This window comes from Streptomyces sp. Y7 (assembly GCF_043195415.1).
Taxonomy (GTDB): Bacteria; Actinomycetota; Actinomycetes; order Streptomycetales; family Streptomycetaceae; genus Streptomyces.
On the sequence record NZ_JBIDDQ010000027.1, the window covers coordinates 20,631 to 44,370 of the forward strand.

Here is a 23,740-nt window from a genome sequence, read left to right on the forward strand (position 1 = left end):
GCTGTCGCTCACGCGGCGACTCGCTCGGCGCTCTCCGCCGTGATGCCCTTGGTCGAGGCGATCACGTTCTTCAGCTTCTTGGAAAGGGCCTCATAGAACATGCTCAGCGGAAACTCGTCCGGAAGCACGTCATCGACGAGCTTGCGCGGCGGCTGGGTCAGGTCGAGGGCGTCGGGACCCTTGGCCCACTTGGATCCGGGGTGCGGGGCGAGGTAGGTGGAGACGAGCTCGTAGCCGGCGAACCAGTGCACCAGCTTCGGGCGGTCGATGCCGTCGCGGTAGAGCTTCTCGATGTCGGCGCACAGCTGGTTGGTGACCTGCGGGGCGCGGTCCCAGTCGATGTGCAGCTTGTTGTCGGTCCAGCGGACGACGTCGTGCTTGTGCAGGTAGGCGAAGAGCAGCTGGCCGCCGAGGCCGTCGTAGTTGCGCACGCGCTCGCCGGTGACCGGGAAGCGGAACATGCGGTCGAACAGTACGGCGTACTGCACGTCACGGGCCTGCGGGACGCCGTCGGCCTGGAGCTTGACGGCCTCCTTGAAGGCGGTGAGGTCGCAGCGCAGCTCCTCCAGGCCGTACATCCAGAACGGCTGGCGCTGCTTGATCATGAACGGGTCGAACGGCAGGTCACCGTGGCTGTGGGTGCGGTCGTGGACCATGTCCCACAGCACGAAGGCCTCCTCCGTGCGCTTCTGGTCGTGGACCATGGCGGCGATGTCCTCGGGCAGCTCGAGGCCGAGGATGTCGACGGCGGCGTCGGTGACGCGGCGGAAGCGGGCGGCCTCGCGGTCGCAGAAGATACCGCCCCAGGTGAAGCGCTCGGGCGCCTGGCGCACGGCGATCGTCTCGGGGAAGAGGACGGCGGAGTTGGTGTCGTACCCGGCCGTGAAGTCCTCGAACTTGATGCCGCAGAACAGCGGGTTGTCGTAGCGGGTGCGCTCCAGCTCGGCCAGCCAGTCCGGCCAGACCATGCGCAGGACGACCGCCTCCAGGTTGCGGTCGGGGTTGCCGTTCTGCGTGTACATCGCGAAGACGACCAGGTGCTGCAGACCGTCCGCACGGCTCGCGGCGGGCTGGAAGGCCAGCAGCGAGTCCAGGAAGTCGGGCACCTCGAAGCCGCCCTCGGCCCAGCGGGCCAGGTCCTTCACGAGGGCCGCGTGATAAGCGGCGTCGTGCGGCAGGAGCGGGCTCAGCTCCTCTACGGCGGTCACGACACGCCGAACGGCCGCCTCGGCGTCGGCCCGCGCGGGCGCGCCCTCGGCGTCGAAGTCGATCGACCCGTCCTTGGACTGCCATGGCCGGATCAGCTCCACGGCATCCTTGAGCACCGGCCAGGCCGGGTGCTCAACCACCCTGGTCACGGGAGGAACCTGCTCCTCCGAAGCCGCCTGCACAAGAATTTCCGTCATGTCCCATCCTCCACGGGAGAACCTCGCGTATGGACACCGTATGCGTACGGGGTTTCTCTCAGCAAGAGGAAGCTCGGGAAATTATCCTGCGCACCCCCTAGGTCACCGAACTTTTTCCTGTTGGATGTCTCGACGGCGATTAGTCCGGCATCCAGCGGGCATACGCGAAGCCCACCGGCGACATCCGGTCAATGCCCGGAGGACTCGCCCACGCCAGGGTGACCACCCATAGGGGTGCGAACCAGGCACGACATGTCCCTCCCCGCAAACCCTGTGTACACGTGGGGTTCATCACGCGCACAGGCCACTAGGCTGCGGCTCGGCCCACGCGAACAGTCCGCTCCGGTTCGCGCGAGCTCCCCCGCCGCCGTCGACGGAAGCGAGTTGAACCTTGAACTTCCTTACCATCGGTCACCGCGGAGTCATGGGTGTCGAACCCGAGAACACCCTGCGTTCCTTCGCCGCCGCCCAACAGGCCGGCCTCGATGTCATCGAACTCGATCTCCACCTCAGCAAGGACGGCGCCCTCGTCGTCATGCACGACACCGATGTGGACCGCACGACCGACGGAACCGGCCCGATCGCCGACAAGACCCTCGCGGAGTTGCGCGCCCTGGACGCGGGCCGCGGCGAACGCGTACCGGTCTTCGAGGAGGTCCTGGAAGCCGTGCGGGCACCGCTCCAGGCCGAGATCAAGGACGTCGCGGCCGCCCGGGCGCTCGCGGAGGTGATGAACGACCGGGACCTGGCGCCCCGGGTCGAGGTGTCCTCGTTCCATGACGAGGCTGTCGCCGAGATCGCACGCCTCGTGCCCGGGGTGCGCACCGCTCTGATCGCCAGCCGCTACGGCACCGACATCGTGGACCGGGCCGTCGCGGCCGGCGCGGCGACGGTGTGCCTCAACATCCGCCGGCTGACCCTGGAGGTCGTGGAGCACGCCCGCAAGGCGGACCTCAGGATCATCGGCTGGGTGGTGAACACGCAGGACCATCTGCGGCTCGTACGGGCTCTGGAGCTGGACGGCGCGACCACCGACTATCCGGAGATCAAACGCACCGGCCGCTTCACCGCATGAACGTCACACCAGCTGCTTGACCAGCAGCTCGAACTGAAGGTCGGTGCGCTGCGGGATGCCGAAGCGCTCGTCGCCGTACGGGAACGGGGTCATCCGGCCCGTACGGCGGTAGCCGCGCCGCTCGTACCAGGCGATCAGGTCCTCGCGCACGGAGATCACGGTCATGTGCATCTCGGTGGCGTCCCAGGTCGCGCGGGCCTGCCGCTCCGCCTCCGCGATGATCACCTTGCCGAGGCCGGCGCCCTGGAGTGCGGGGCTGACCGCGAACATCCCGAAGTAGGCGTGGGTTCCGCGGTGTTCGAGCTGGCAGCAGGCGACGATAAGCCCGTCCCGCTCGACGGTGAGCAGCCGGCTGTCGGACGACTTGATGACCTGCAGCACGCCCTCCGGGTCGGTCCGCTGCCCTTCGAGGATGTCGGCCTCGGTGGTCCATCCGGCCCGGCTGGAGTCGCCGCGGTAGGCGGACTCGATCAGCGCGACCAGCGTGTCCACGTCGCCGTCGGTGGCGTCGCGGAAGACCAGTCCGGCAGAGGCGTCGGGCGCGGCGGTGTCCATGGTGCGGTTCTCCCCTTCGGGCGCGGCTCGGGCACCGCTGAGCCTAACGCGCCACTAGGCTCCCGCTGCATGGTGCACGTACTGAGCAGCCGCACCCTGCTGCGGCCCACCGATCCCGAACGGTCCCGTGTCTTCTACGGCGAGCAGCTCGGCCTCGCCGTCTACCGCGAGTTCGGGACCGGACCCGAGCGCGGCACCGTCTACTTCCTGGGCGGTGGCTTCCTGGAGGTCTCCGGGCGTTCCGAGGCGCCGCCCTCACCCGCCGTACGGCTGTGGATGCAGGTCCCGGACGTCGCCGCCGCGCACGAGGAGCTGGTGGCGAAGGGCGTCGGGATCGTGCGGCCTCCGGTGAAGGAGCCCTGGGGTCTGGTGGAGATGTGGATCGCCGATCCGGACGGGACGCCGATCGTGCTGGTGGAGGTGCCGGCGGACCATCCGCTGCGGTACCGCCCCGGTATTTAGGGCGGTGCTCCCGGGACCCGGCGGGTTCCGGGAGCCGTCCGCCGGATGGCCGCGGCCCTGGGCGGGGTTTAGCGTGCTGGAGGGGGTTGCGTCGCGGGAGGAACGCCATGAAGCTCGACAAGCCGGTGACCGGCGGGCCCTGCTGGACCGAGCTCGGCACCAGTGATCTGGCCGGGGCCAAGCAGTTCTACGAGGGACTGTTCGGCTGGCGCGCCGAGACGGATCCGCGCCAGGAGGCGGGCGGCTACACGGTCGCGCACCTCGGGGACGCGGCGGTGGCCGCGCTGACCCCGCTCTATCAGGAGGGCCAGCCGGTGGCGTGGAACGTCTCGTTCGCCGTGCCGGACGCCGATGCCGCCGCCGAGCGGGCGACGCAGGCCGGCGGCACGGTGCTGGTGGGCCCGATGGACGTGTTCGACGTGGGCCGTTTCGCGGTGGCCGTGGACCCCACGGGAGCGGTGTTCCAGATGTGGCAGGCGCGGGCGTTCGCCGGGGCGGGAGTCCTGAACGCGCCCGGCGCGCTGGGCTGGGTGGAGCTGATGACCCGGGCGCCCCAGCGGGCCGTCGAGTTCTACACGACGTTGTTCGGCTGGACCGTCAACGCCTCGGAGCACTATACGCAGTGGGGCATCGCCGGCGACGACTTCGGCGGCATGATGACCATGGACGACAAGTTCCCGCACGAGGTGCCGGCGCACTGGCTGCCGTACTTCGCCGTGGTGGACGTCGACGCGACGGCCGCGGACACGACCCGGGCGGGCGGCACCATCCTGATGGAGCCCACCTCTCTCCCGGGCGGGGTGCGGCGCATCGCCGTGCTGCGGGATCCGCAGGGCGCGGTGTTCGGTGTGTACCGGACGGCCGACGGGAGCTGACCGCTCCGCGGGTCAGGCACGCACCGCGCCGAGCCGGCCCTCCAGCCGGCCGAGCAACTCGCCGAGCAGGGAGGCGAGTTCGCCGCGTCCTTCGGAGTCGAGCTCGGACAGTACGGATGTCTCGTAGGCGAGCTGCTCCGGCAGGATGCCGTCGACGAGGTCCCGGCCCTCGTCGGTGAGGCGGAGGTGGGCCACGCGCCGGTCGCGGGTGTCGCCACGGCGCTCGACCAGGCCCCGTTCGGTGAGCTGCTTGAGGCGTTTGGTGACGGCGGCGCCCGAGGAGAAGGTCTCGCGGGCGAGTTCACTGGGCGTCAGTTCGTGGCCGGTGCGGCGCAGCGCGCCGAGCAGGTCGAACTCGGCGCGGCTGAGACCCGCCCGGCGCAGCGGGGCGTCCTCGGCCTGCTGCAGGAGGGCGGCGCAGCGGTTGATCCGGCCGATGATCTCCATCGGCGCGGTGTCGAGGTCGGGGTGGACGGTCTGCCACTGCCGGACCACGGCGGCCACCGTGTCGCGTCTCGTCCCGGTCGGCCCGCCGCTGGTCGCCGTCATGGCCGTACGCCCTCCGTCGTGTTGCCCGTGCGCTGGTCCGGGTGCGGTCGGCTGCGACCCGTAGCGGCGAGCGTACGTGGTCCGTCACCCTCGGCACGCACGACCCGCTTCCGATGCGGCACGACGACGGCGGCGCCGAGCCCGACGAGCGCGCCGACCAGGGTGTCCACGACCCGTTCGGTGATCAGCCGGCCCGGCTCCTGGAACCCGGCGAACTCGGTGATCAGCAGCGCCATCGGGGTCACGCAGACGCTGCCGAGCCAGTAGTTGCGGCCGATGAGCGCTTCGGCGCCGAAGTTGAGGGCGAGGCAGATCAGGACCAGCGCGATCCCACCGGTGTGGGCGAGCGGCACCAGCGCGGCGAAGAACAGGACGCCGAGGAGGTTGCCGACGACACGCTGGACGCCGCGACCCCAGGTGAGGGCGAGGTCGGCCTGGTAGAGGGAGGCGGCGGTGACCAGGGCCCAGTAGGGGCGGCCGACGCCGAGGGCGAGGGAGGCGTAGCCGGCGAGGGCGCAGCCGAGGGCGGTGCGTGCGGCGAGCGGGGCCAGGGGGCGCAGACGGTGCCACAACGGGCCGGGACGCGCGGCGAGTTCGGACCCGGCGCCGGTGAGGTCGGCGACCTCGGGGACGGGCCGGTTGCCGCGCACCTGGCGAGCCCAGACGCGCAGCGGCGCGGGGTCGGCGTCGGCGGGTGCGGCGAGGGCCACCTCGGCCCGGACGACGAGGCGCTGCAGGGCGCCACGGGTGCCCGAGGTGCCTGCGGCAGCGTGCAGCGCCTGCCGGGCGGCCCGCACGGCGTCGACGGCGGCGGCGCGCGTCCGAGCGGGGGCCTCACCTCTGCCGTGGGCCTCGGCGTGCGCGGCGGCCGCGTTCAGGGCTCCGGCGGTGGCCCGGCGCTCGGGGCCGTGCGGGCGCAGCAGGCCGGGGGCCATGCCGACGAGCCATGCCCAGGCGGCGGCCGCCGCGGCCAGGGCGAGGTGGCCCGGGATCCGGTCGGGGGACTGCGGGACGAACAGGGCGGCGGAGCTGATGAACGTGAGGACGACATTGCCGGGCGGGCCGACCCGGGTCGCGTCGCACAGCACCTTCTGCGCGGCCGCGAGCACCGCGCCGACGGTGACCAGGACGACGGCACTGCGGGTGAGGGAGGCCGCGAGCAGGGCGACGGCAAGACCGCCGAGCATGCCGAGCACGACCCAGGCCAGGGCGCGGGCCCGGGCGGCGTAGGGGCGGTTGTGGGCGTAGAGCGCACACAGTGACCCGGCCATCGTGTACATGGCCAGGTCCAGGCGCCCCAGCGCCAGGAGAGTGAGGTTCGGCGGGGCGACGGCGGCGACCACGCTGAGGGCGGGCTTGAACCAGATGTCGGAGGGCCGGCCGAGGCGCAGCACACCGGCGAGCGGAGGACGACTGCTCATGGCCATTACCTTAGCAAGTGTTTTACTCGTAAAACACCTCGTGATCCGCGTCGCCGTGACCAGCCGTGCTCCGTCGAATGCTCCCCGTGTACATCCTTGCGCTCGCGTGCGCGCCGCACGGCCGGGGCATCGACGGACTGTCCGAGACCGTCGAGCGGGGAGGTGCGCGTGCACGGACCGGCTTCGCCCGGCTGGCTGCTGGTCGCGCTGTGTGCGGCGACCGGGGTCTACTGCCTGCTGCGCATGCGCAGTCATGTCGAGGAACAACGCCGCACCGCGGGCGGCGAGGCACTGATGGGGTTCGGCATGGCGGCGATGGCGGTGCCCGCCGCGGTGTTCACACCGCCGTCGTGGGCCTGGCCCCTGTATGCCGCCGTGTTCGGAGGGGCGGCCCTGCACGCCCTGTGGTGCGCACGGGCGGGCTCCCACCATCTGCACCACATGGTGGGCGCCTCGGCCATGGTCTACATGGCGATCGCGATGGCCGCGACGCCGGGCCACGCGGGTGGCCACGGCGGCTCCGGGGTCCCGCTCGTCACGGGCGCACTGCTCCTGTACTTCACCGGATACGTGCTGCTCTCCGGGGTCCGGCTGGTGCCGGTCGCCGTCGGCGCCAGGGGGAGCGCCGGGTGGGGCGACCGACCCGAGCTGGCGCGGGCCTGCCGGCTGGCGATGGGGATCGCGATGGTGGCGATGCTGCTGACCCTCTGACGCGGGGCGTCGCCAAGGACCCTGGTCCGTACGCTCCCGTGGTCGGCCCTGCTCGCCCGCGGCCGTCCGTACGCTCCCGTGGTCGGCCCTGCTCGCCCGCGGCCGTCCGTACGCTCCCGTGGTCGGCCCTGCTCGCCCGCGAGCGTCCGTACGCTCCCGTGGTCGGCCTTGCTTGGCGCGAGCGCTCAGGCGCTTCGGCGGTCGGCCCTGCTTGCCGCGAGCGCTCAGGCACTCCGGTGGTCGGCCTTGTTTGTCGCGAGCGCTCAGGCGCTCCCGTGGTCTGCGTCACTTGCCGCGGGTGTGCGTACCCCTGAGCGATTCGGCGCTCATAGGGTGCTTCCCATGATGGTCACCGCGGCACTGTTGCTGCTCGGCGCCCTGACCGCCGTCCTCGCCCCTCGGCTGCTCGCGCGGGCCGACTGGCCGGACCGTGAACCGGTGGTCGCCCTGTGGGTGTGGCAGTGCGTGGTCGCGGCCGTCCTGCTGTGCTGCGCGCTGTCGATGACGCTCAGCGCGGCGGCCGCGTGGCAGGCGGTGCGGGGCCATGTGTTCGCGCCGGCGCCGAGTGCCGTCGTCGAGGCGTACGCGCTCGGCGTGGGCGGCTCCTGGGCGGCGACCACCGCCGTGACGCTCGCGTGCGGCGGGCTGTGGACCGGGGCGATGCTGGTGCGCGAGGTGGCACGCGCGCGTGCGCGGCGCCGCAAGGGCCGGACCGAACTCCTCGTCCACGCGCCGCTGTTGCCGGGTGAGGAGACGGGCAACGACCGTCTGGTGATCCTGGAAGGCGAGCGGCCGGATGCCTGGTGGCTGCCCGGCACCGCGCCCCGCCTCGTCATCACCACGGCCGCGCTGCGCCGCCTCAAGGGGCGGCAACTGGACGCCGTACTGGCGCACGAGCAGGGGCACGCGCAGGCCCGGCACGACTGGCTGCTGCACTGCTCGGGGGCGCTCGCGGGCGGGTTTCCGCAGGTGCCGGTGTTCGCCGCGTTCCGCGACGAGATGCACCGCCTGGTCGAACTCGCCGCCGACGACATGGCCTCCCGCCGCTTCGGCCGCCTGACCACCGCCCTCGCCCTGGTCGAACTCAACGAGGACCGGGGCGTTTTCGGCCCCTGCCCGACCGCGCACACGCACGTGCCGCAGCGCGTGAACCGGCTGCTGACTCCCCCTGACCGCCTCACCGCTGGCCGCCGACTGCGTCTGACGGCGGCGGCCGCGCTCGTTCCGGCGGTGCCGGTGCTGGTGGCGGTCGTACCGGGGTTGCGGGCGCTGGGATAGCCCGCTCCCGCTCCGGGTACCCGGGCCCGGTCGGGTGATGTCGCTCCGGGACACCACCCGGTTCACCTGTGGCGGGCGTCGCAAACCCGTCCCCCGCATTGGCCTCAGGCCCCACTGGTCGGCGACGATCGCAGTATGCACACCCAGTCCGTCGAGTCCCCGCCCCGCCCACCGGCCGAGCGCAGAACCTCCCGCTGGGCCGGTGCCCTGGCGTTGTGCTCGACGCTGCTGCTCGCCCTGGTCGCGGTGCGCTGGTACCCGCTGATGACCGTGGACGACGGCATCGCCGACACCACACACCGATGGGCGGTGGACGAGCCCGGGCTCACGCAGGCGTTCCGCATCCTGACGGACTGGGTCTGGGATCCATGGACGATGCGCATACTGATCTTCGCGGTCGCGATCTGGCTCGTGTGGCGCAGAGCCGCCCGCTGGACGGCTCTGTGGCTGGTGGCCACATGTCTGCTCGCCACACTGGTCCAGCAGACCCTGAAGGCCCTGGTGGACCGCCCCCGCCCGGTCTGGCCCGACCCGGTCGACTCCGCGCACTACGCCGCCTACCCCTCCGGTCACGCCATGACGGCCACGGTCGTCTGCGGCCTCCTGCTGTGGCTCCTGCACCGGTACGGCGTCCGGGGCGTCGTGTGGCGTACGGCCGTGGCCGTGGGTGCGCTCTCCGTGGTCGGCGTCGGCCTGACCCGGATCTGGCTCGGCGTCCACTGGACCACGGACGTGCTCGGCGGCTGGCTCCTGGGCGCGATGGTGGTGGCGCTGGCGGTACGGGCACACGCCCACTGGCGAAGCTGAGCTCACCCCGCGCGCGGAGGCCGGAAGGCGTAACGCGCCTGCCCGCAGCCATGAACTGGCCGCCCCCTGCCCGAACCCCCGAGTCGAGCCGTGAACCGGCCCCCGCGACCCCCGCGCCATCACGGCGATGTCCCCGCGCGTCGGATCACGGCCCCGTAGGATCCCACCATGACCGCTGTTTTGTTCGATTTCTCCGGAACCCTCTTCCGCGTCGAGTCCACCGAGTCCTGGCTGCGCGGAGGGCTCGCCGAGATGCGGATGGAGCTCGCCGAGGCCGAGGTGGCCGAGGCGGCGCGGGCGCTGGAGGTGATGGGGGCACTGCCGGGCGGGAGCGCTCCCTCCTGGCTGCCCGAGGACGTGGCGAGCGTCTGGGGGGTGCGCGACAAGAGCGCGGCTCTGCACCGGGCCGCCTACACCGCACTCTCGCGGCATGTGGCGCTCCCCGACGACGGGTTGCACGACCTGCTGTACGACCGCCACATGTCCCCAGCCGCCTGGGTGCCGTATCCCGACACCGCCGAGGTGCTGGCGTCGCTGCGCGAGCGCGGCATCGGGGTGGGCGTGGTCAGCAACATCGGCTGGGACATCCGCCCGGTGTTCCGGGAGCACGGCCTCGATCCGTATGTGGACACCTATGTGCTGTCGTACGAGCACGGTGTGCAGAAGCCCGACCCGCGACTGTTCCGGACGGCGTGCGCGGCGCTCGGCGTCGATCCGCGCGACGTCGTGATGGTCGGGGACGACCGGCGGGCCGACGGCGGCGCGGCGGCCCTGGGCTGTGCGGTCCACTTCGTGGATCATCTGCCGGCGGCCGAGCGGCCGGAGGGACTGCGGCCGGTGCTGGATCTGGTGGGTGCCGGGGCGCGCGTGAACGGCGTCGCACCGCAGACCCGCTGAACAAGTAGCCTCCGGCGACGATTCCGCGGGATGGAGCCCGCCCCGGACGATCCCCCGTGTCGCCCGGGGCAGACGACAGCCCCGACCGGCCTCGCCGAGGCCGGGCCGGACGCGTTGAGTATAGTTGGCTGGCAGCCAGTCAACGCAGGAGTTACAGCATGTCCCCGCGCAGCGCCTCGGTCAATGAAGAGTTGCGGCGGCGATCCCGGGAGCGGCTTCTCCAGGCGGCGCTCGAGCTGGTCGGCGAGCGTGGCTTCGACGCCACCACGCTGGGCGACATCGCGGACCGGGCGGGCTCGGCGCGCGGACTGGTGTCGTACTACTTCCCCGGCAAGCGCCAGCTGGTGCAGTCCGCCGTGCACCGGCTGATGCACCGCACGCTGGAGGAGGCGCTGGAGCGCGAACCGCGTACCGAGGACGGCCGGGAGCGGATGGCCCGGGCCATCGACGCGATCCTGGGCCTGGCCCGGGACCGGCCCGTGCTGATGCGCCAGCACATGGCGGGCATCCTCCAGGCCGAGGGCTTCGTGCAGTGCCCGGAGCAGCGGCGGCTCGCCGAACTGCTGCGGGAGACCTGCGTGGGACACGGCTCGGCCGACACCGACTATCCGATGCTGCGCGCCCTGCTCATGGGCGCGGTCTACGCGGCGCTGGTGCCGGGGGTTCCGATGCCGGTGCCGGTGCTGCGGGCGGAGTTGTTCAAGCGCTACCGGCTGGACTGGGAGCAGGGCGTCCCGCCGGACGCGGAGGCCGTGTCCGGCGGGACGTGCGACATGGATCTGTCGCGGTTCTTCGCGACCGGGTCCGCATCCGACTGCGCGGACGACCGGTCGGATCCGTCGGGTCAGTCGAAGTAGTCCGGCTGGGTCTGGACGTTGAGTTCACGCAGGTGGACCCGGCGGGCCGGGTCCGTGCGCCGGTCGTCGAGCTTCAGGACGTCGAAGCCCCTCGCGAGTTCGTTCGAGTAGATGTAGCCGTTGTAGTAGTACGCCGACCAGGAGCCGGCCGACCTGAGGACGTCCGTGGTGAGCGGGCCGCGGTCGAAGTAGGCGATCTCCTTGGGGTTGCGCGAGTCGGTGAAGTCCCAGACGGAGATGCCGCCCTGGTACCAGCCCTGGACCATGATGTCCCTGCCCCTGACCGGGATCAGCGAGCCGTTGTGGGCGACGCAGTTCTCGGTGGCGGCCTGGTGGCGAGGGATCTTGAAGTAGCTGCGGAAGACCAGCTTGCGCTTGTCACCCTTGCCGACGATGTCGTAGATGCCGTCGGCACCGCGGTCCGGGCCGATCTCCGCGCTGCAGGTGGCCGCGCTGCCGCCGCCCAGCTCGTCGGTGAAGACGACCTTGTTCGCCTTCTGGTTGAAGGTCGCCGAGTGCCAGAACGCGAAGTTGACGTCGTCCCGGACCTGGTCGATGACCTTCGGGTGCTCCGGGTCCGCGATGGACATCAGGATGCCGTCGCCCATGCAGGCGCCCGCTGCCAGGTCCTTCGAGGGCAGCACCGTGATGTCGTGGCAGCCGGTGGTCTTGCGGACACCGCCGGGCGGGCCGGGGTTGCCGCCGCCGTCCGGGCCCTCACCCGGGAAGAGCACCGGGAAGTTCACCACGGCCGCCTTCTCGGGGGCGTGGCGCGGCACCTTGATCACGGAGATGCCGTCGTGCGGCGGCTGGCAGTCCGGGTAGGTGGCGTCCGGCGAGTACGAGGAAACGTAGACGTAGACGTTGCGGCGCTCGGGCACCAGCGTGTGGGTGTGCGAGCCGCAGGCGGTCTCGACGGCGGCGACGTACCGGGGGTTGCTCTTGTCGCTGATGTCGAAGACCTTCATGCCCTCCCAGGAGGACTTCTCGGTCACGGGCTGGGTGGTGCTGTTGCAACTGCTGTCGCTGCGCGAGGAGTCGGTGGACAGGAACAGCAGGTTCCCGGAGACGGAGACGTCGTTCTGCGAGCCGGGGCACAGGACCTGGGCGACGGTCCTCGGCGCGGTCGGGTCGCTGATGTCGAAGACGCGGAAGCCGTCGTAGTTGCCGGCGAAGGCGTACTTGCCCTGGAAGGCGAGGTCGGAGTTGGTGCCCTGGAGCGCGTCCTTGGGGACGGACGCCAGGTGCTGGATGTTGTCGGAGTGGACGATCTCGTTCTGGCCCGGTATCTCGCCGTCCGCAAGCGCCTCGCGCACCTCGGACCGGGTGCGCTCGGAGACCTTTTGCTCCGCCACGGGGCCGTCCCCCGGGTCGGGGGTCGCGGCAGCCGGCTGTGCGCTGAGCAGTGCGGCCAGGAGCCCGGCGGCGGCGGTGGCAACTCCCAGGCGTCTGCGTCGTGTTCGGGGACTGCTGAACAGGATCACTGTTTCCTCCCTTGTTCCGTTCGCACTGGAACGGTTCACACACGCACGAGTATCGTCACGGTCATGCACATATCAACAGGGGGCAATGAACATGTAACTGAGACGCCGACCCGCCGCGCGTCCCGCGTCATGACCGGAACCGCCGCTCTGGCTGTCCTGGCCGTGCTCGCGCTCGCCGGCTGCGACGACTCGGAGGCCAAGTCGCCCGCCCGCGGGGGGCCTTCGGTGATCGTGCCGGGCAAGCCCGGCGAGTCGAACCGGATGCTGTCCGCCGAGGAGGCCGCGGAGCAGCGCGCCGAGGACGACTCCCCCAACTCCGCGGACGTCGACTACGCGCGCATGATGATCGCGCACCACGCCCAGGCCCTGGAGATGACCGAACTCGCCCCGAGCCGAGCCGAGTCGGAGAAGGTGACGAAGCTGGCCGAGCGGATCGCCGCCGCGCAGGGGCCGGAGATCGCCGCCATGAAGGGGTGGCTCAAGACCCACGGCAAGGCCGAGCACGGCGACGGTCACGAGCACGTCTCGATGCCCGGCATGGCGACGGAGGCACAGCTGGAGAAGTTGCGCGCCGCACGCGGGAAGGCGTTCGACCAGCTCTTCCTCACGTTGATGATCACCCATCACGACGGGGCGGTCACCATGGCCACCGACGTGAAGGGGCAGGGGAACAACATCCGGGTCGAGGAGATGGCGGACGAGGTGATCGCTCAGCAGACGAGCGAGATCGCCCGGATGCGGGACATGCTCTGAGGGCTCCGGCGGATCCCCGCCCGGACCGTGTTCAGCGGCGCGCGCGGCGCGGAGTCAGGAAGCCCGCGTCGCGCGCCTGCCCGATGAGCCTGAGCGATCTGCGGCGGCTGTGCCCGGTCGCGCTCATCACCGCGAGCACGGGATCGGTGCCCGCCTCCTGCGCCGCCCGGTACTTCTGCGCGACCAGCCACTGCCCCTCGACGCCGCGCGGCCAGGCCGACCGGACACGGCCGGACCCGGCGTCCCCGCCCTCGGCATCCTCGCCGTCCTCACCCCCGTCGGCGCCCCGGCCGGTCCCGATGCCGCACGCGTCGGAGAGCGGACCCTCGATCCAGTCGGCGAGCGCCGCCAGGTCGTCGAGGGAGAGCGCCGGTTCCGCGCGTACGTCCTCGATGGAGACGCTCCCCTCGGACACCACGGCCACCGCGTCGACCCGCGCGCCGTCACCGAACTCCAGCCGGACGCCGAACCACACAGTGGCGCCGCCACCGTCCCGCACTTTCCATGCGGGCCACACCGACACGGCTCCGTCCGTCGCGGGGCGATCGGACAGATTAAGAAAGGATGCTTCCAGCACACACGCAACGTAACCGCATGATCACACTCCATACGAACGAACACGCGTCCCGTACGGCGCACAGCACCCTGTCAGCGGAGCGGCAGCGGTGCGATGCTGGACCCGAGAGCGACTCCTGACGATCCCCGGACAAGGAGTTCCGCCGTGCTTCGTGTCGCCGTCGTCGGCTCAGGGCCCAGCGGGTGCTACACCGCCCAGAGCCTCGTACAGCTGGACAACGACGTGTGCGTCGACGTCCTGGACCGGCTGCCCTGCCCGTACGGCCTGGTGCGCTACGGAGTGGCGCCGGACCACGAGAAGATCAAGTCTCTCCAGAACAACCTGCGCACGGTCCTGGAGCACGAGCGGGTGCGGTTCCTCGGCGGCGTCCGGATCGGCCCGGACGGGGTGCCCGGGGCGCGGCTGCGCGAGCTCTACCACGCGGTGGTGTACTGCGTGGGCGCCGCCACCGACCGGCACCTCGGGATTCCCGGCGAGGACCTGCCGGGCAGCTGGTCGGCGACGGAGTTCGTGTCCTGGTACAGCGGCCATCCGGACTTCCCGGAGCCCGAGCGGGACGGCGTGCGCGACCACGACGGCTTCGTGGTCGGCGCGCGCTGCGCGGTGGTCATCGGTGTCGGGAACGTCGCGGTGGACGTCACCCGGATGCTGGCCCGGGGCGCGAGTGAGCTGAGCCCCACGGACATTCCTCAGGGAGCGCTCAGCGCCCTCGCCGCGAGCCGGGTCACGGACATCGAGATGGTCGGCCGGCGCGGCCCGTCGCAGGCCCGCTTCACCACCAAGGAGCTGCGGGAGCTGGGCTCGCTGCCGGACACCGAAGTGAGCGTGGATCCAAGGGAGTTGGCGCTGGACCCGGCATACGCCGACCCATCCGGGCTGCCCGCGCCGCAGCGCCGCAACGTGGAAGTGCTGCGCGGCTGGGCCGAGTCCCCGCCGAGCGGCGCCCGCCACCGGATCCGGCTGCGCTTCTTCCTGCGCCCCGTCGAACTCCTGGCCGACGCCGGGCGCGTGGGCGCGGTGCGTTTCGAGCGCACGCTGCCCGACGGACGGGGCGGTGTGACGGGCACGGGACGGTACGAGGACATCGAGGCGCAGTTGGTGCTGCGGTCGGTGGGCTATCGCGGGGTGCCGCTGGAGGGCCTCCCCTTCGACGCGGCGACCGGCACGGTCCCGCATCTCGCCGGGCGGGTGCTGCGCGAAGGCGCCGTGTCGCCGGGCGAGTACGTGGCCGGCTGGATCAAGCGGGGGCCGACCGGCGTGATCGGCACCAACCGGCCGTGCGCGAAGGAGACGGTGCTGTCGCTGCTGGAGGACGCTCCCGTCCTCGCGGGGCGAGAGCTGCCCGGGGATCCGCTCGCCGTTCTGCGCGCCGACGGCGTCGAGCCCGTCGAGTGGTCCGGCTGGCAGTCCATCGAGCGGGCCGAGGCGGAACTGGGGGCGTCGCTCGGCAGACGCGTGGTGAAGCTGCCCGACTGGCCGTCACTGATGAACGCCGTGCACGGCACCGCCCCTTAGAAGCGCGGGCATCCACCCACGAACCGCACTCGGAACGAATGGGCAACACACTCGAAATCAACAAACTGTCAAAGGAGTCTACGGTCCGCGTATGACAACCGCACACCCCGTCGACGCGGTCCCGCCCGCCCGGCAACTCGCCGCCTTCGGCCTCCAGCACGTCCTCGCGATGTACGCCGGCGCCGTCGCCGTTCCCCTCATCGTCGGCGGCGCCATGAAGCTGCCGCCCGCCGACCTGGCGTATCTGATCACCGCCGACCTTCTGGTGTGCGGTGTCGCGACCCTGATCCAGTGCATCGGCTTCTGGCGGTTCGGCGTACGGCTGCCCATCATGCAGGGCTGCACCTTCGCCGCCGTCTCGCCGATGGTGCTGATCGGCACGACGGGCGGCGGACTGCCCGCGATCTACGGCTCGGTGATCGTCGCGGGACTGGCGATCGTGCTGCTGGCCCCGGTCTTCGGCCGACTGCTGCGCTTCTTCCCGCCCCTCGTGACCGGCACGGTGATCCTGATCATCGGTCTCTCGCTGCTGCCGGTCGCGGGCAACTGGGCGGCCGGCGGCGCCGGTACGGCGGACTTCGGGGAGCCCAGGAACATCGCGCTGGCGGCCTTCGTACTCGCCGTGGTGCTCGGCGTGCAGCGGTTCGCGCCGGTGTTCCTCGGTCGGATCGCCGTGCTGATCGGCATCGCGGTCGGACTCGCGGTGGCCGTGCCGTTCGGCTTCACCGACTTCGGTGGCGTCAGCCAGGCCGACTGGCTCGGCATCAGCACGCCATTCCACTTCGGCGCGCCCGCCTTCGAGTTCTCCGCCATCGCGTCGATGCTGGTGGTGGCGCTGGTGACGATGACCGAGACGACCGGTGACCTGATCGCGGTCGGCGAGATGACCGACCGCAGGGTCGAGCCACGCTCGCTGGCGGACGGCCTGCGCGCCGACGGCCTGTCGACGGTGCTGGGCGGCGTCTTCAACACCTTCCCGTACACGGCGTACGCACAGAACGTGGGCCTGGTCGGCATGACCCGGGTGCGCAGCCGCTGGGTGGTGGCGACGGCGGGCGGCATCCTGGTCCTGCTCGGCCTGCTGCCCAAGCTGGGCGCGGTGGTGGCGGCGATACCGGCGCCGGTGCTGGGCGGCGCGGGCCTGGTGATGTTCGGGACGGTCGCCGCGAGCGGGCTGAGGACCCTGGCCGGGGTGGACTTCAAGGGCAACGACAACCTGACGGTGGTGGCCGTCTCGGTGGCCGTCGGCATGCTGCCGGTCGGCGTGCCGGCGATCTACGAGGAGTTCCCCGACTGGTTCCGGACGGTGATGAACAGCGGCATCAGCGCGGGCTGCCTCACGGCGATCGTGCTGAACCTGCTCTTCAACCACCTGCCCTCGAAGGCCGGTTCAGGCGTTCCCGAGCCGGGCTGCCTGCCGGGCGGCGGCGTCGAGAAGGGCGTCGAACAGCCCCGGGAAGAGGCCGTCTAGATCGTCCTTGCGCAGGCCGTTCATCTTGGCCGTGCCCCGGTAGATCTGCCGGATCACGCCGCTCTCGCGCAGCACCCGGAAATGGTGCGTGGTCGTGGACTTGGTCACCGGCAGATCGAAGTGCGAACAGGAGAGCTCGTCGCCGACGGCGGCGAGCTCCCGCACGATGTTCAGCCGCAACGGGTCGGACAGCGCGTGCAGCACGGCCTCGAGACGGATCTCCTCGCTCGCCGGGTGCGGGAGGTCTCGGCTGCTCACAGCGGGGCTGGTCACGGCGGCTCCACTTCGTCGGGTTCTCCCGGTCGGCCCACCTGGCCGGGGCTCTGCCATTGTACGAGACCTCTCGTAGTTTGACATCTCCCGTACTACGATGCCTATCGTACGAGTCGACCACTGGTCCCCGCGACGAATGGAGTCCGCCGTGAGCGCGCTCTTCGAGCCCTACGCCCTGCGTGCAGTGACGATCCCGAACCGGGTGTGGATGCCCCCGATGTGCCAGTACTCGGCCGCGCCCGAGGGCCCGGACACCGGCGCCCCCAACGACTGGCACTTCGCGCACTACGCCGCCCGCGCGGCCGGCGGCACGGGGCTGATCGTCGTCGAGGCCACCGGTGTCAGCCCCGAGGGCCGGATCTCCCCGTGGGACCTGGGTATCTGGAACGACACCCAGGTCGAGGCGTTCCGCCGGATCACGCGCTTCCTGGTGTCGCAGGGCACCGTCCCGGCGATCCAGCTGGCGCACGCCGGCCGCAAGGCCTCGACCGACCGGCCCTGGAAGGGCGGGGCTCCGGTCGGACCGGACTCCTACGGCTGGCAGCCGGTGGCGCCGAGCGCGATCGCGTTCGCCGACGGGCACCCGGTGCCGGCCGAGCTGACGGTCGCCGAGATCCAGGAGGTCGTCGGCCAGTTCGCGGACGCCGCGCGCCGCGCCCTCGACGCCGGGTTCGAGATCGCCGAGATCCACGGCGCCCACGGCTATCTGATCAACGAGTTCCTCTCGCCGTACTCCAACCACCGCACCGACGAGTACGGGGGCTCGTACGAGAACCGCACCCGCTTCGCCCTGCAGGTGTTGGACGCCGTGCGCGCGGTGTGGCCGGACGACAAGCCGCTGTTCTTCCGCATCTCGGCGACCGACTGGCTGGAGGAGGACGGCTGGACCGCCGACGACACGGTCCGCTTCGCCGCCGACCTCAAGGCCCACGGCATCGACCTGCTGGACGTCTCCACCGGCGGGAACGCCTCCGGCGTCCGCATCCCGGTCGGACCCGGCTACCAGGTGCCGTTCGCGGCGCGAGTGAAGGCCGAGACGTCGCTGCCGGTCGCCGCCGTGGGTCTGATCACCGACGCCGAACAGGCCGAGAAGATCCTCGCGAACGGTGAGGCGGACGCCGTCCTCCTCGGCCGCGAGCTGCTGCGCAACCCGTCGTGGGCCCGGCACGCGGCCCGGGAGCTGGGCGGGGACGTGCACGTGCCGGACCAGTACCACCGGTCCGTGTGATCGAGGACGCCCGAGGGTGACCTGATCCTTCGTACGGCCCCGGGTCGTTCGCCGGAGTCGGGTCACCCCGGACCGTTCGGCACGTACCGCATGACGGTCCGCTCCAGGTACGGCACGGCACGCCCGCCCGCCGCGGCGACCGCGATCGATGCGGCCACGCCGGCCCAGGCGACCGGGCCCAGCGGCGTGCAGCCGAAGAGGTGGCTGACCCCGGGCGTCTCGACCAGTACGACGAGGACGGCCGCGGAGCCGAGTGCGGTGACGCGGACCAGCGGGCTGCCCCGGCGGTCGGCCAGCGTCTGGGCGAGCTGCGTGCCGACGACCGCGCACAGCGCCATCGTGGTCGAGCGGCGGGCCGTGCCCGGGGTGAAACGGCCGAACAGCCAGGCCGACGTGCCGCCCAGCGCGGTCGTCAGGGCCCGGTGCCTGATCTTGCGGATCAAGGGGGCGCCGAGGAGTTCGGTGCCGTCGGAGCCGGCGGGGGCGCTCGACGGGCGAGCGTCCGGCTCCCCGGCGGCCGCCCCGTCCTGCTCCTTCGGCGTGACCGCCACCGCCATCGCCGGGAACAGGTCCGTGAACAGGTTCACCAGCAGCATCTGCCGGGTGGACAGCGGCGCCGCACCCGACAGCAGGGTGCCGAGGAGGCCGAAGCCGACCTCGCCCGCGTTGCCGCCGATCAGGATGGCGATGGCGTCGGCGACGCTGTGCCACAGCGCCCGGCCCTCGGCGACCGAGTCGATGAGGACCGTCAGATCGCCGTCCGTGAGCACGAGATCGGCGGCGTTGCGGGCGGCCGCCGAACCGCGGGCGTTGATGCCGACGCCGATGTCGGCGGCGCGGATGGCCGCGGCGTCGTTGGCTCCGTCGCCGACCATGGCGACGACCCGCCCGGCGTCCCGCAGCGCCTCCACGACCTGGAGCTTCTGCTCGGGCGCGACCCGGGCCACGACACCGACGTCACGCAGCATCCGGATGCGTCCCTCCCGGTCCGCGGCGGCGAGTTCGTCGCCCGTGACCACCCCGGTGTCCTCGGGCCAGCCCAGTTCGGCGGCGATCGCCCGGGCGGTCCGCGGGTGGTCGCCGGTGAGCATGACGGGCCGTACCCCTGCCTCGCGCAGACCTTGGACCAGGGCCGTGGAGGTGTCGCGCGGTACGTCGGCGAGCGCGAGCAGTCCCGTGAACTCCAGCTCCTCCAGCGGCTGTTCCAGCATGTCCGCCGCGTCGTCGGACGGGTCGAGGGTGCGGTGGGCGACCGCCAGGACCCGCAGTCCGTCGCCGGCCAGCTCCTGTGCCTTCTCGGATGCCGACGAGGGCAGGCCGGAGCACGCGGGGAGCACCGTCTCGGGGGCGCCCTTGACGACGAGCAGGGGATCGCAGTCGGGCGTCCGGCCGACCGCGGCGGCATAGCCGCGCCCCGCCTCGAACGGCAGACCCTCGGTCTGGGACCAGTCGGGGTCGGGGGCGGCCGCGGCCAGGACGGCCTCGTCGGTGGCGTGCACGGGCCGGTCCGTGCCGGTGTCCAGCCGGGGGCAGGCCCGGGCCGCGAACCGCAGGGTGTCGCAGGGCGCCGCCTCGTCGGGCGCACGGCCCGTACCCTCGTCCGGCGTACGAACTGTGCCGGCCTCGGTCTCGTCGGGCGTACGGCCCGCGCCGTCGGCCACCGCCTCGTCGGGCGTACGGGCCGCGCCGTCGGCCACCGCCTCGTCCGGCGTTTGAGCCGTGCCCTCGGTCGCCGTGTCAGTCGGCGTACGGACCGCGCCACCCGCCTCCGACTCGTCCCCCGTGCGGCCCGCGCCATCCGCCTCCGTCCCGTCCGACGTGCGAGCCGTACCCTCGGTCGCCGTGTCAGCCGGCGTCCGGACCGTGCCGTCGGCCGTCGTCTCGTCCGACGTGCGGATCGTGCCGTCGGCCTCGGTCGCCGTGTCAGCCGGCATGCGCACCGTGCCGTCGGCCTCGGTCGCCGTGTCCGCCGGCGTGCGGATCGTGCCGTCGGCCTCGGTCGCCGTGTCCGCCGGCGTGCGCACCGTTCCGTCGGCCGTCGTCTCGTTCGGCGTGCGTATCGTGCCGTCGGCCTCGGTGAGGCGTACCAGGCGCAGCCTGTTCTCGGTGAGGGTGCCGGTCTTGTCGAAGCAGACGGTGTCCATCCGGCCGAGCGCCTCCAGGGTGCGCGGCGCCCGGACGAGCACGCCCCGGCGGCTCAGCCGGCGGGCGGCGGCGAGCTGCGCGACGGTCGCCACCAGCGGCAGCCCCTCCGGCACGGCCGCCACGGCCACCGCCACCCCGCCGCTCACCGCGCGGCGGATCGGTGTGCCGCGCAGCAGCGACAGCGCGGTCACCCCGGCACCGCCCGCCAGCGTCAACGGCAGTGCCTTGTCGGTGAGTTCGCGCAGCCTGGCCTGTACTCCGGCGGACGGCGGCCGACGGGCGGCGAGGGCGACGGCCCGCGCTGCCTCCGTGTGGTCCCCGGTGTCCACCACGACGGCCCTGGCCTGTCCGGCCACCACGGTCGTGCCCTCGAACACCATGCAGCGACGGTCCGGGACGGCGGCGTCCGGTGTCGGATCGATGGCCTTGTCGGCCGGCAGGGACTCCCCGGTCAGCGCGGACTCGTCCACCTCCAGGCCGTCCTCCTCCACCAGGCGGGCGTCGGCGGGCACCACGTCGTCCACCCGGAGCTCGATCGTGTCGCCCGGGCCGAGCTTCGCGGCGTCCACCAGGTGCGGCCGCGACCGCGCATCCTCGCCGGTCACGCGGGCCTTGCGCTTCTGCTTGGCCAGCAGCCCCGACAGCGCCCGCTCGGCACGCATCCGCTGGACGCCGCCGACCAGCGCGTTCAGGTCGAGCGCGCCGACCACCAACAGGGCGTCCAGCACCGAGCCGAGAATGGCCTCGGCGGCCGAGCCGACGGCGAGCACGGGGGTGAGGGGGTCGTCGAGCTCGTCGCGCACGGCGCCCGCGAGCCGCAGCGGTCCGCTCAACGGGGCGAACACGGGCTTGCGGCCCATCGTGCGGACCACCTCGCGGGTGCGGTCGGTGACCTGCTCGCGCAGGGTCGGCTCGGGACCCGACGCCTCCTCCAGCCGTTCGCGGACCTCGGTGTGCTCCAGCTCGTGCCAGGCCACGCGCGGACGGGGATGCGGGGCACGGGCCACGGCCACCCCGACGGCCGCACGCGCGCCGGTGAGCAGGGACCATGCCGCACTCGCGTCGACCGGCGTCTGGCGCAGGCCCGACCACGGCGTGGGACGGCCACGGCGGGACTTGCCGATGGCCACCAGCAGTCCGGAGAGCGCGGCTCCGGACCGGGCGAGGGTCTGCGACCTGCGGCCGACCTTGCGGGCGGCCGGGACCGCACGCAGCAGCCGCCACACGTCGGCCGGTCCGTGCGGGGCCAGCACGTCGGCGCTCCAGACGAGGGCGCCGTCCCGGTCGGTGAGGGCGACGGCCACGTCGCCGGCCAGCAGCCCGGCGAGCACGTCCTCGTCGTCCGCGCCGGGCCGGGCGACGGTGACGACGACGCCGTGCTCACCCCGCAGTTCCTCGACGACCTCGCCCAGGGGCCGTCCGTCGCGCACGACCTGGTCGGCGAGGCCGGTGAAGTCGGCCAGCGCCGGGTCGTCCACCATCACGACGCGCAGCCCCGCACGTCGCGCCGCGTCCAGCACGGCCTCGGCCCACGGGTCGGCGCCGGCCCCCTGCGTCCGCAGCGCGCTCGGGTGCAGCACGATCGTGTCGGCCATCTCCAGCTGCCGCAGCCGCTCGATGTCCCGGACCAGGACGCCCGTACGGGCCAGAGCGGAGCCCAGTACGGCGTGGAAGGCGGCGGGCCCGTAGCGCGCGGCCTTGGGCGCGCCCGCGAGCACCGCCTCCGCGGCCTCGGTGCCGTCGTGCTTGACCAGCAGGATGGCCGCCGCGCCCACCAGGCTGCCGGCCTCGGCGTGCGCGGCGTACTCCTGCGCCGGGGAGGTGCGCAGCGGCGGGCGCCCGAAGCCGTCGCCCGCGACGCTGGACCGCTCGGGCGTGCAGACGTCGTCGTGGACCTTGTCGAAGGCGGCGGCGCGTGCCACCGTCTCGGCCAGCTGGAGCGAGCGCAGCGCGCCGTCGAGCACCAGGGCGGTCGGGGTACGGCCCGCTCCGTGCGCGGCCGCGTGCGCCACGGCCAGCGCGACGTCCATGCGCGAGGGGCCCACTCGCGCGCGGAGCCAGCCGCGGAAGGCCGGGTTCTCCCGGAGCAGTGTCACCAGCGCGGTCACGGCCCTGGGTGAGGCGGGCAGCCGCAGGGCGTACCCGGCCAGCGCGGCCGCGATGCCGATTCCGTCGACGGCGAGCGTCGTGGCGGCGGCCCTCACTCCGGCGGGGTCGGCCGGGTGGGGGACTTCCTCCAGCGCCTCGGTCGTCGGGGCCAGACCGTGCCGGGACGCGATCTCGGCCGCCTTCCGCAGCACCTCGTCGCAGGCCGAGTCCTCGACGGCCTTGACCACCAGCCGGCGCAGCCCGCCGTCCCAGTAGGCGAGGGCCACGTCGGGCCGTTCGGCCAGGGCCGCGGCCACTTTGCGCGCCGCGCGTTCCGTGCCGCCCTGCCGCCGTACGCGGTCCAGTGCCTCGGGCCGCAGGGCGAGATGGGCCCGTGGGCCGGACCGCCAGGGCTGCGGGCGCACGGCGAGTGTGTTGCGGGCGACCCGTCCGACCCGGACCGCGCTGTCGGCGCCCCGGACCCCCGCCCGGGCCGTGCCGGCCACGGCCCCCGCGGCGATCCCCACCGCGGGCGCGGCTCCTCTGGCGAGCAGTCGGGGCCCGGCCGCGACCAGCCCGGCCGCGGCGGCCGTCGGACGTCTGAGCAGTGACAGAACCATCGCGTGCCCCGTGCCCTGGATCGACTTCGCCTTGCGTGCCGCCGAGTTCCCGCAGAACGGCATGTCATCCGCCCGACACGATGATCACGATCGGCGGCGCCGTGTTCGCGTTGGGGCAGGTAGGGCAGGTAGGGCGACGCTGGCGGCGGCTGCCGCGGCCTGCCGTGGCGGGAGGGGCTCCCTCGCCGCCCGCGGCGTTGCGTGTGACGGGCCCCTCTGCCGCCCACGGCGTGGCCGGAGCCGGGCCCCCTCGCCGCCCGCGGCGTTGCGTGTGACGGGCCCCTCTGCCGCCCACGGCGTGGCCGGAGCCGGGCCCCCTTGCCGCCCGCGGCGTAGCGGGTGGCGGGCTCCTCCTGCCGGCCCCCGCGTGGCGAGAGGTCCTCATCCGCTACCGCCCCCTCGACACCCTGCGCCACTACGGCCTGCCGAGCCTGCGCGCACTCCCCGGCGAGGAGCCCGCCGCCCGTCGGCGTCAGGCCCGATCCCGTGCGCACACCGGCGTCAAGAGAGGCCCCATCCCCTGCGCACCCCGGCGTCAAGAGAGGCCCGTCCCCGAGCCCACCCGCACGTCACGAGAGGACCCGCCCCCCAGACCACCCCCGCGTGGCGAGAGGCCCGATCCCCCGGCGTGGTGAGAGGCCCGATCCTGCTGCCCGTCCCGACGCGGCAGGAGGCCCGATCCCCGGCCACGGC

Annotated in this window: 20 protein-coding genes; 12 read left to right on the forward strand and 8 right to left on the reverse strand. The window is 72.7% G+C overall.

What is annotated here, in order from left to right:
• Positions 1–8: 8 nt before the first annotated feature.
• Complete coding sequence (locus tag ACGFW6_RS37715; protein ID WP_393520529.1) at positions 9–1,406, reverse strand: DUF6421 family protein; 1,398 nt, start codon at positions 1,404–1,406, stop codon at positions 9–11.
• A 391-nt stretch (positions 1,407–1,797) separates the two neighbouring features.
• On the opposite strand from ACGFW6_RS37715, the gene ACGFW6_RS37720 reads away from it, so the two are divergent.
• The gene (locus tag ACGFW6_RS37720; RefSeq protein ID WP_393520531.1) at positions 1,798–2,481 is read left to right on the forward strand and encodes a glycerophosphodiester phosphodiesterase; all 684 of its coding nucleotides are present in this window, start codon (positions 1,798–1,800) and stop codon (positions 2,479–2,481) included.
• 3 nt (positions 2,482–2,484) lie between these two features.
• Here the strand turns inward: ACGFW6_RS37720 and ACGFW6_RS37725 are convergent, their stop codons facing one another.
• Positions 2,485–3,036, reverse strand: a complete 552-nt coding sequence (locus ACGFW6_RS37725; RefSeq protein WP_393520533.1) for a GNAT family N-acetyltransferase — start codon at positions 3,034–3,036, stop codon at positions 2,485–2,487.
• A gap of 69 nt (positions 3,037–3,105) precedes the next feature.
• Here ACGFW6_RS37725 and ACGFW6_RS37730 point away from each other — a divergent pair, with 69 nt between their 5' ends.
• Together ACGFW6_RS37730 and ACGFW6_RS37735 are read left to right on the forward strand one after the other, a co-directional pair.
• The gene (locus ACGFW6_RS37730) at positions 3,106–3,498 is read left to right on the forward strand and encodes a VOC family protein (RefSeq protein ID WP_393520535.1); all 393 of its coding nucleotides are present in this window, start codon (positions 3,106–3,108) and stop codon (positions 3,496–3,498) included.
• A gap of 107 nt (positions 3,499–3,605) precedes the next feature.
• On the forward strand, positions 3,606–4,373 hold the full coding sequence (locus ACGFW6_RS37735; RefSeq protein WP_393520537.1) for a VOC family protein: 768 nt from the start codon (positions 3,606–3,608) through the stop codon (positions 4,371–4,373).
• 12 nt (positions 4,374–4,385) lie between these two features.
• Here ACGFW6_RS37735 and ACGFW6_RS37740 read toward each other — a convergent pair whose 3' ends face one another.
• Positions 4,386–4,922: a MarR family winged helix-turn-helix transcriptional regulator gene (locus ACGFW6_RS37740; RefSeq protein ID WP_393520539.1), complete on the reverse strand. Its 537-nt coding sequence runs from the start codon at positions 4,920–4,922 to the stop codon at positions 4,386–4,388.
• A complete protein-coding gene (locus ACGFW6_RS37745; RefSeq protein WP_393520541.1) occupies positions 4,919–6,343 on the reverse strand; it encodes an FUSC family protein in 1,425 nt (474 codons plus the stop codon). Before ACGFW6_RS37745 ends, ACGFW6_RS37740 begins: the two co-directional genes overlap by 4 nt.
• Before the next feature lie 168 nt (positions 6,344–6,511).
• On the opposite strand from ACGFW6_RS37745, the gene ACGFW6_RS37750 reads away from it, so the two are divergent.
• The 5 genes from ACGFW6_RS37750 (at position 6,512) to ACGFW6_RS37770 (ending at position 10,893) form a co-directional block, all read left to right on the forward strand.
• Positions 6,512–7,054 (forward strand): DUF5134 domain-containing protein, encoded by a 543-nt coding sequence (locus tag ACGFW6_RS37750; protein ID WP_393520543.1) that lies wholly within the window; start codon positions 6,512–6,514, stop codon positions 7,052–7,054.
• 342 nt (positions 7,055–7,396) lie between these two features.
• Positions 7,397–8,332, forward strand: a complete 936-nt coding sequence (locus ACGFW6_RS37755) for a M56 family metallopeptidase (RefSeq protein ID WP_393520545.1) — start codon at positions 7,397–7,399, stop codon at positions 8,330–8,332.
• A 135-nt stretch (positions 8,333–8,467) separates the two neighbouring features.
• Entirely contained in the window at positions 8,468–9,139 is a 672-nt protein-coding gene (locus ACGFW6_RS37760) for a phosphatase PAP2 family protein (protein WP_393520547.1), read from the forward strand.
• Between the two features lie 168 nt (positions 9,140–9,307).
• Complete coding sequence (locus ACGFW6_RS37765) at positions 9,308–10,036, forward strand: HAD family hydrolase (RefSeq protein WP_393520549.1); 729 nt, start codon at positions 9,308–9,310, stop codon at positions 10,034–10,036.
• 158 nt (positions 10,037–10,194) lie between these two features.
• Complete coding sequence (locus ACGFW6_RS37770) at positions 10,195–10,893, forward strand: TetR/AcrR family transcriptional regulator (protein ID WP_393520551.1); 699 nt, start codon at positions 10,195–10,197, stop codon at positions 10,891–10,893.
• Here the strand turns inward: ACGFW6_RS37770 and ACGFW6_RS37775 are convergent.
• Positions 10,881–12,377 (reverse strand): LVIVD repeat-containing protein, encoded by a 1,497-nt coding sequence (locus tag ACGFW6_RS37775; RefSeq protein WP_393520553.1) that lies wholly within the window; start codon positions 12,375–12,377, stop codon positions 10,881–10,883. The genes ACGFW6_RS37770 and ACGFW6_RS37775 overlap by 13 nt on opposite strands.
• 129 nt (positions 12,378–12,506) lie before the next feature.
• Between ACGFW6_RS37775 and ACGFW6_RS37780 the strand changes: the two genes are divergently transcribed.
• Positions 12,507–13,130, forward strand: a complete 624-nt coding sequence (locus ACGFW6_RS37780) for a DUF305 domain-containing protein (RefSeq protein WP_393520555.1) — start codon at positions 12,507–12,509, stop codon at positions 13,128–13,130.
• Between the two features lie 31 nt (positions 13,131–13,161).
• Here ACGFW6_RS37780 and ACGFW6_RS37785 read toward each other — a convergent pair whose 3' ends face one another.
• Positions 13,162–13,653 (reverse strand): DUF6214 family protein, encoded by a 492-nt coding sequence (locus ACGFW6_RS37785; protein ID WP_393520656.1) that lies wholly within the window; start codon positions 13,651–13,653, stop codon positions 13,162–13,164.
• 198 nt (positions 13,654–13,851) lie between these two features.
• On the opposite strand from ACGFW6_RS37785, the gene ACGFW6_RS37790 reads away from it, so the two are divergent.
• Entirely contained in the window at positions 13,852–15,222 is a 1,371-nt protein-coding gene (locus tag ACGFW6_RS37790) for an FAD-dependent oxidoreductase (RefSeq protein WP_393520557.1), read from the forward strand.
• A 91-nt stretch (positions 15,223–15,313) separates the two neighbouring features.
• Positions 15,314–16,693 carry a nucleobase:cation symporter-2 family protein gene (locus tag ACGFW6_RS37795; RefSeq protein ID WP_393520559.1) on the forward strand — a complete coding sequence of 460 codons (1,380 nt, stop codon included), beginning with the start codon at positions 15,314–15,316 and terminating at the stop codon, positions 16,691–16,693.
• Here ACGFW6_RS37795 and ACGFW6_RS37800 read toward each other — a convergent pair.
• Complete coding sequence (locus ACGFW6_RS37800) at positions 16,613–16,966, reverse strand: ArsR/SmtB family transcription factor (protein WP_393520561.1); 354 nt, start codon at positions 16,964–16,966, stop codon at positions 16,613–16,615. The genes ACGFW6_RS37795 and ACGFW6_RS37800 overlap by 81 nt on opposite strands.
• A 148-nt stretch (positions 16,967–17,114) precedes the next feature.
• Between ACGFW6_RS37800 and ACGFW6_RS37805 the strand changes: the two genes are divergently transcribed.
• Entirely contained in the window at positions 17,115–18,194 is a 1,080-nt protein-coding gene (locus ACGFW6_RS37805; RefSeq protein ID WP_393520563.1) for an NADH:flavin oxidoreductase/NADH oxidase, read from the forward strand.
• A gap of 62 nt (positions 18,195–18,256) precedes the next feature.
• On the opposite strand, the gene ACGFW6_RS37810 is transcribed toward ACGFW6_RS37805, so the two are convergent.
• Positions 18,257–23,047: an HAD-IC family P-type ATPase gene (locus ACGFW6_RS37810; protein WP_393520658.1), complete on the reverse strand. Its 4,791-nt coding sequence runs from the start codon at positions 23,045–23,047 to the stop codon at positions 18,257–18,259.
• Positions 23,048–23,740 lie beyond the last annotated feature (693 nt).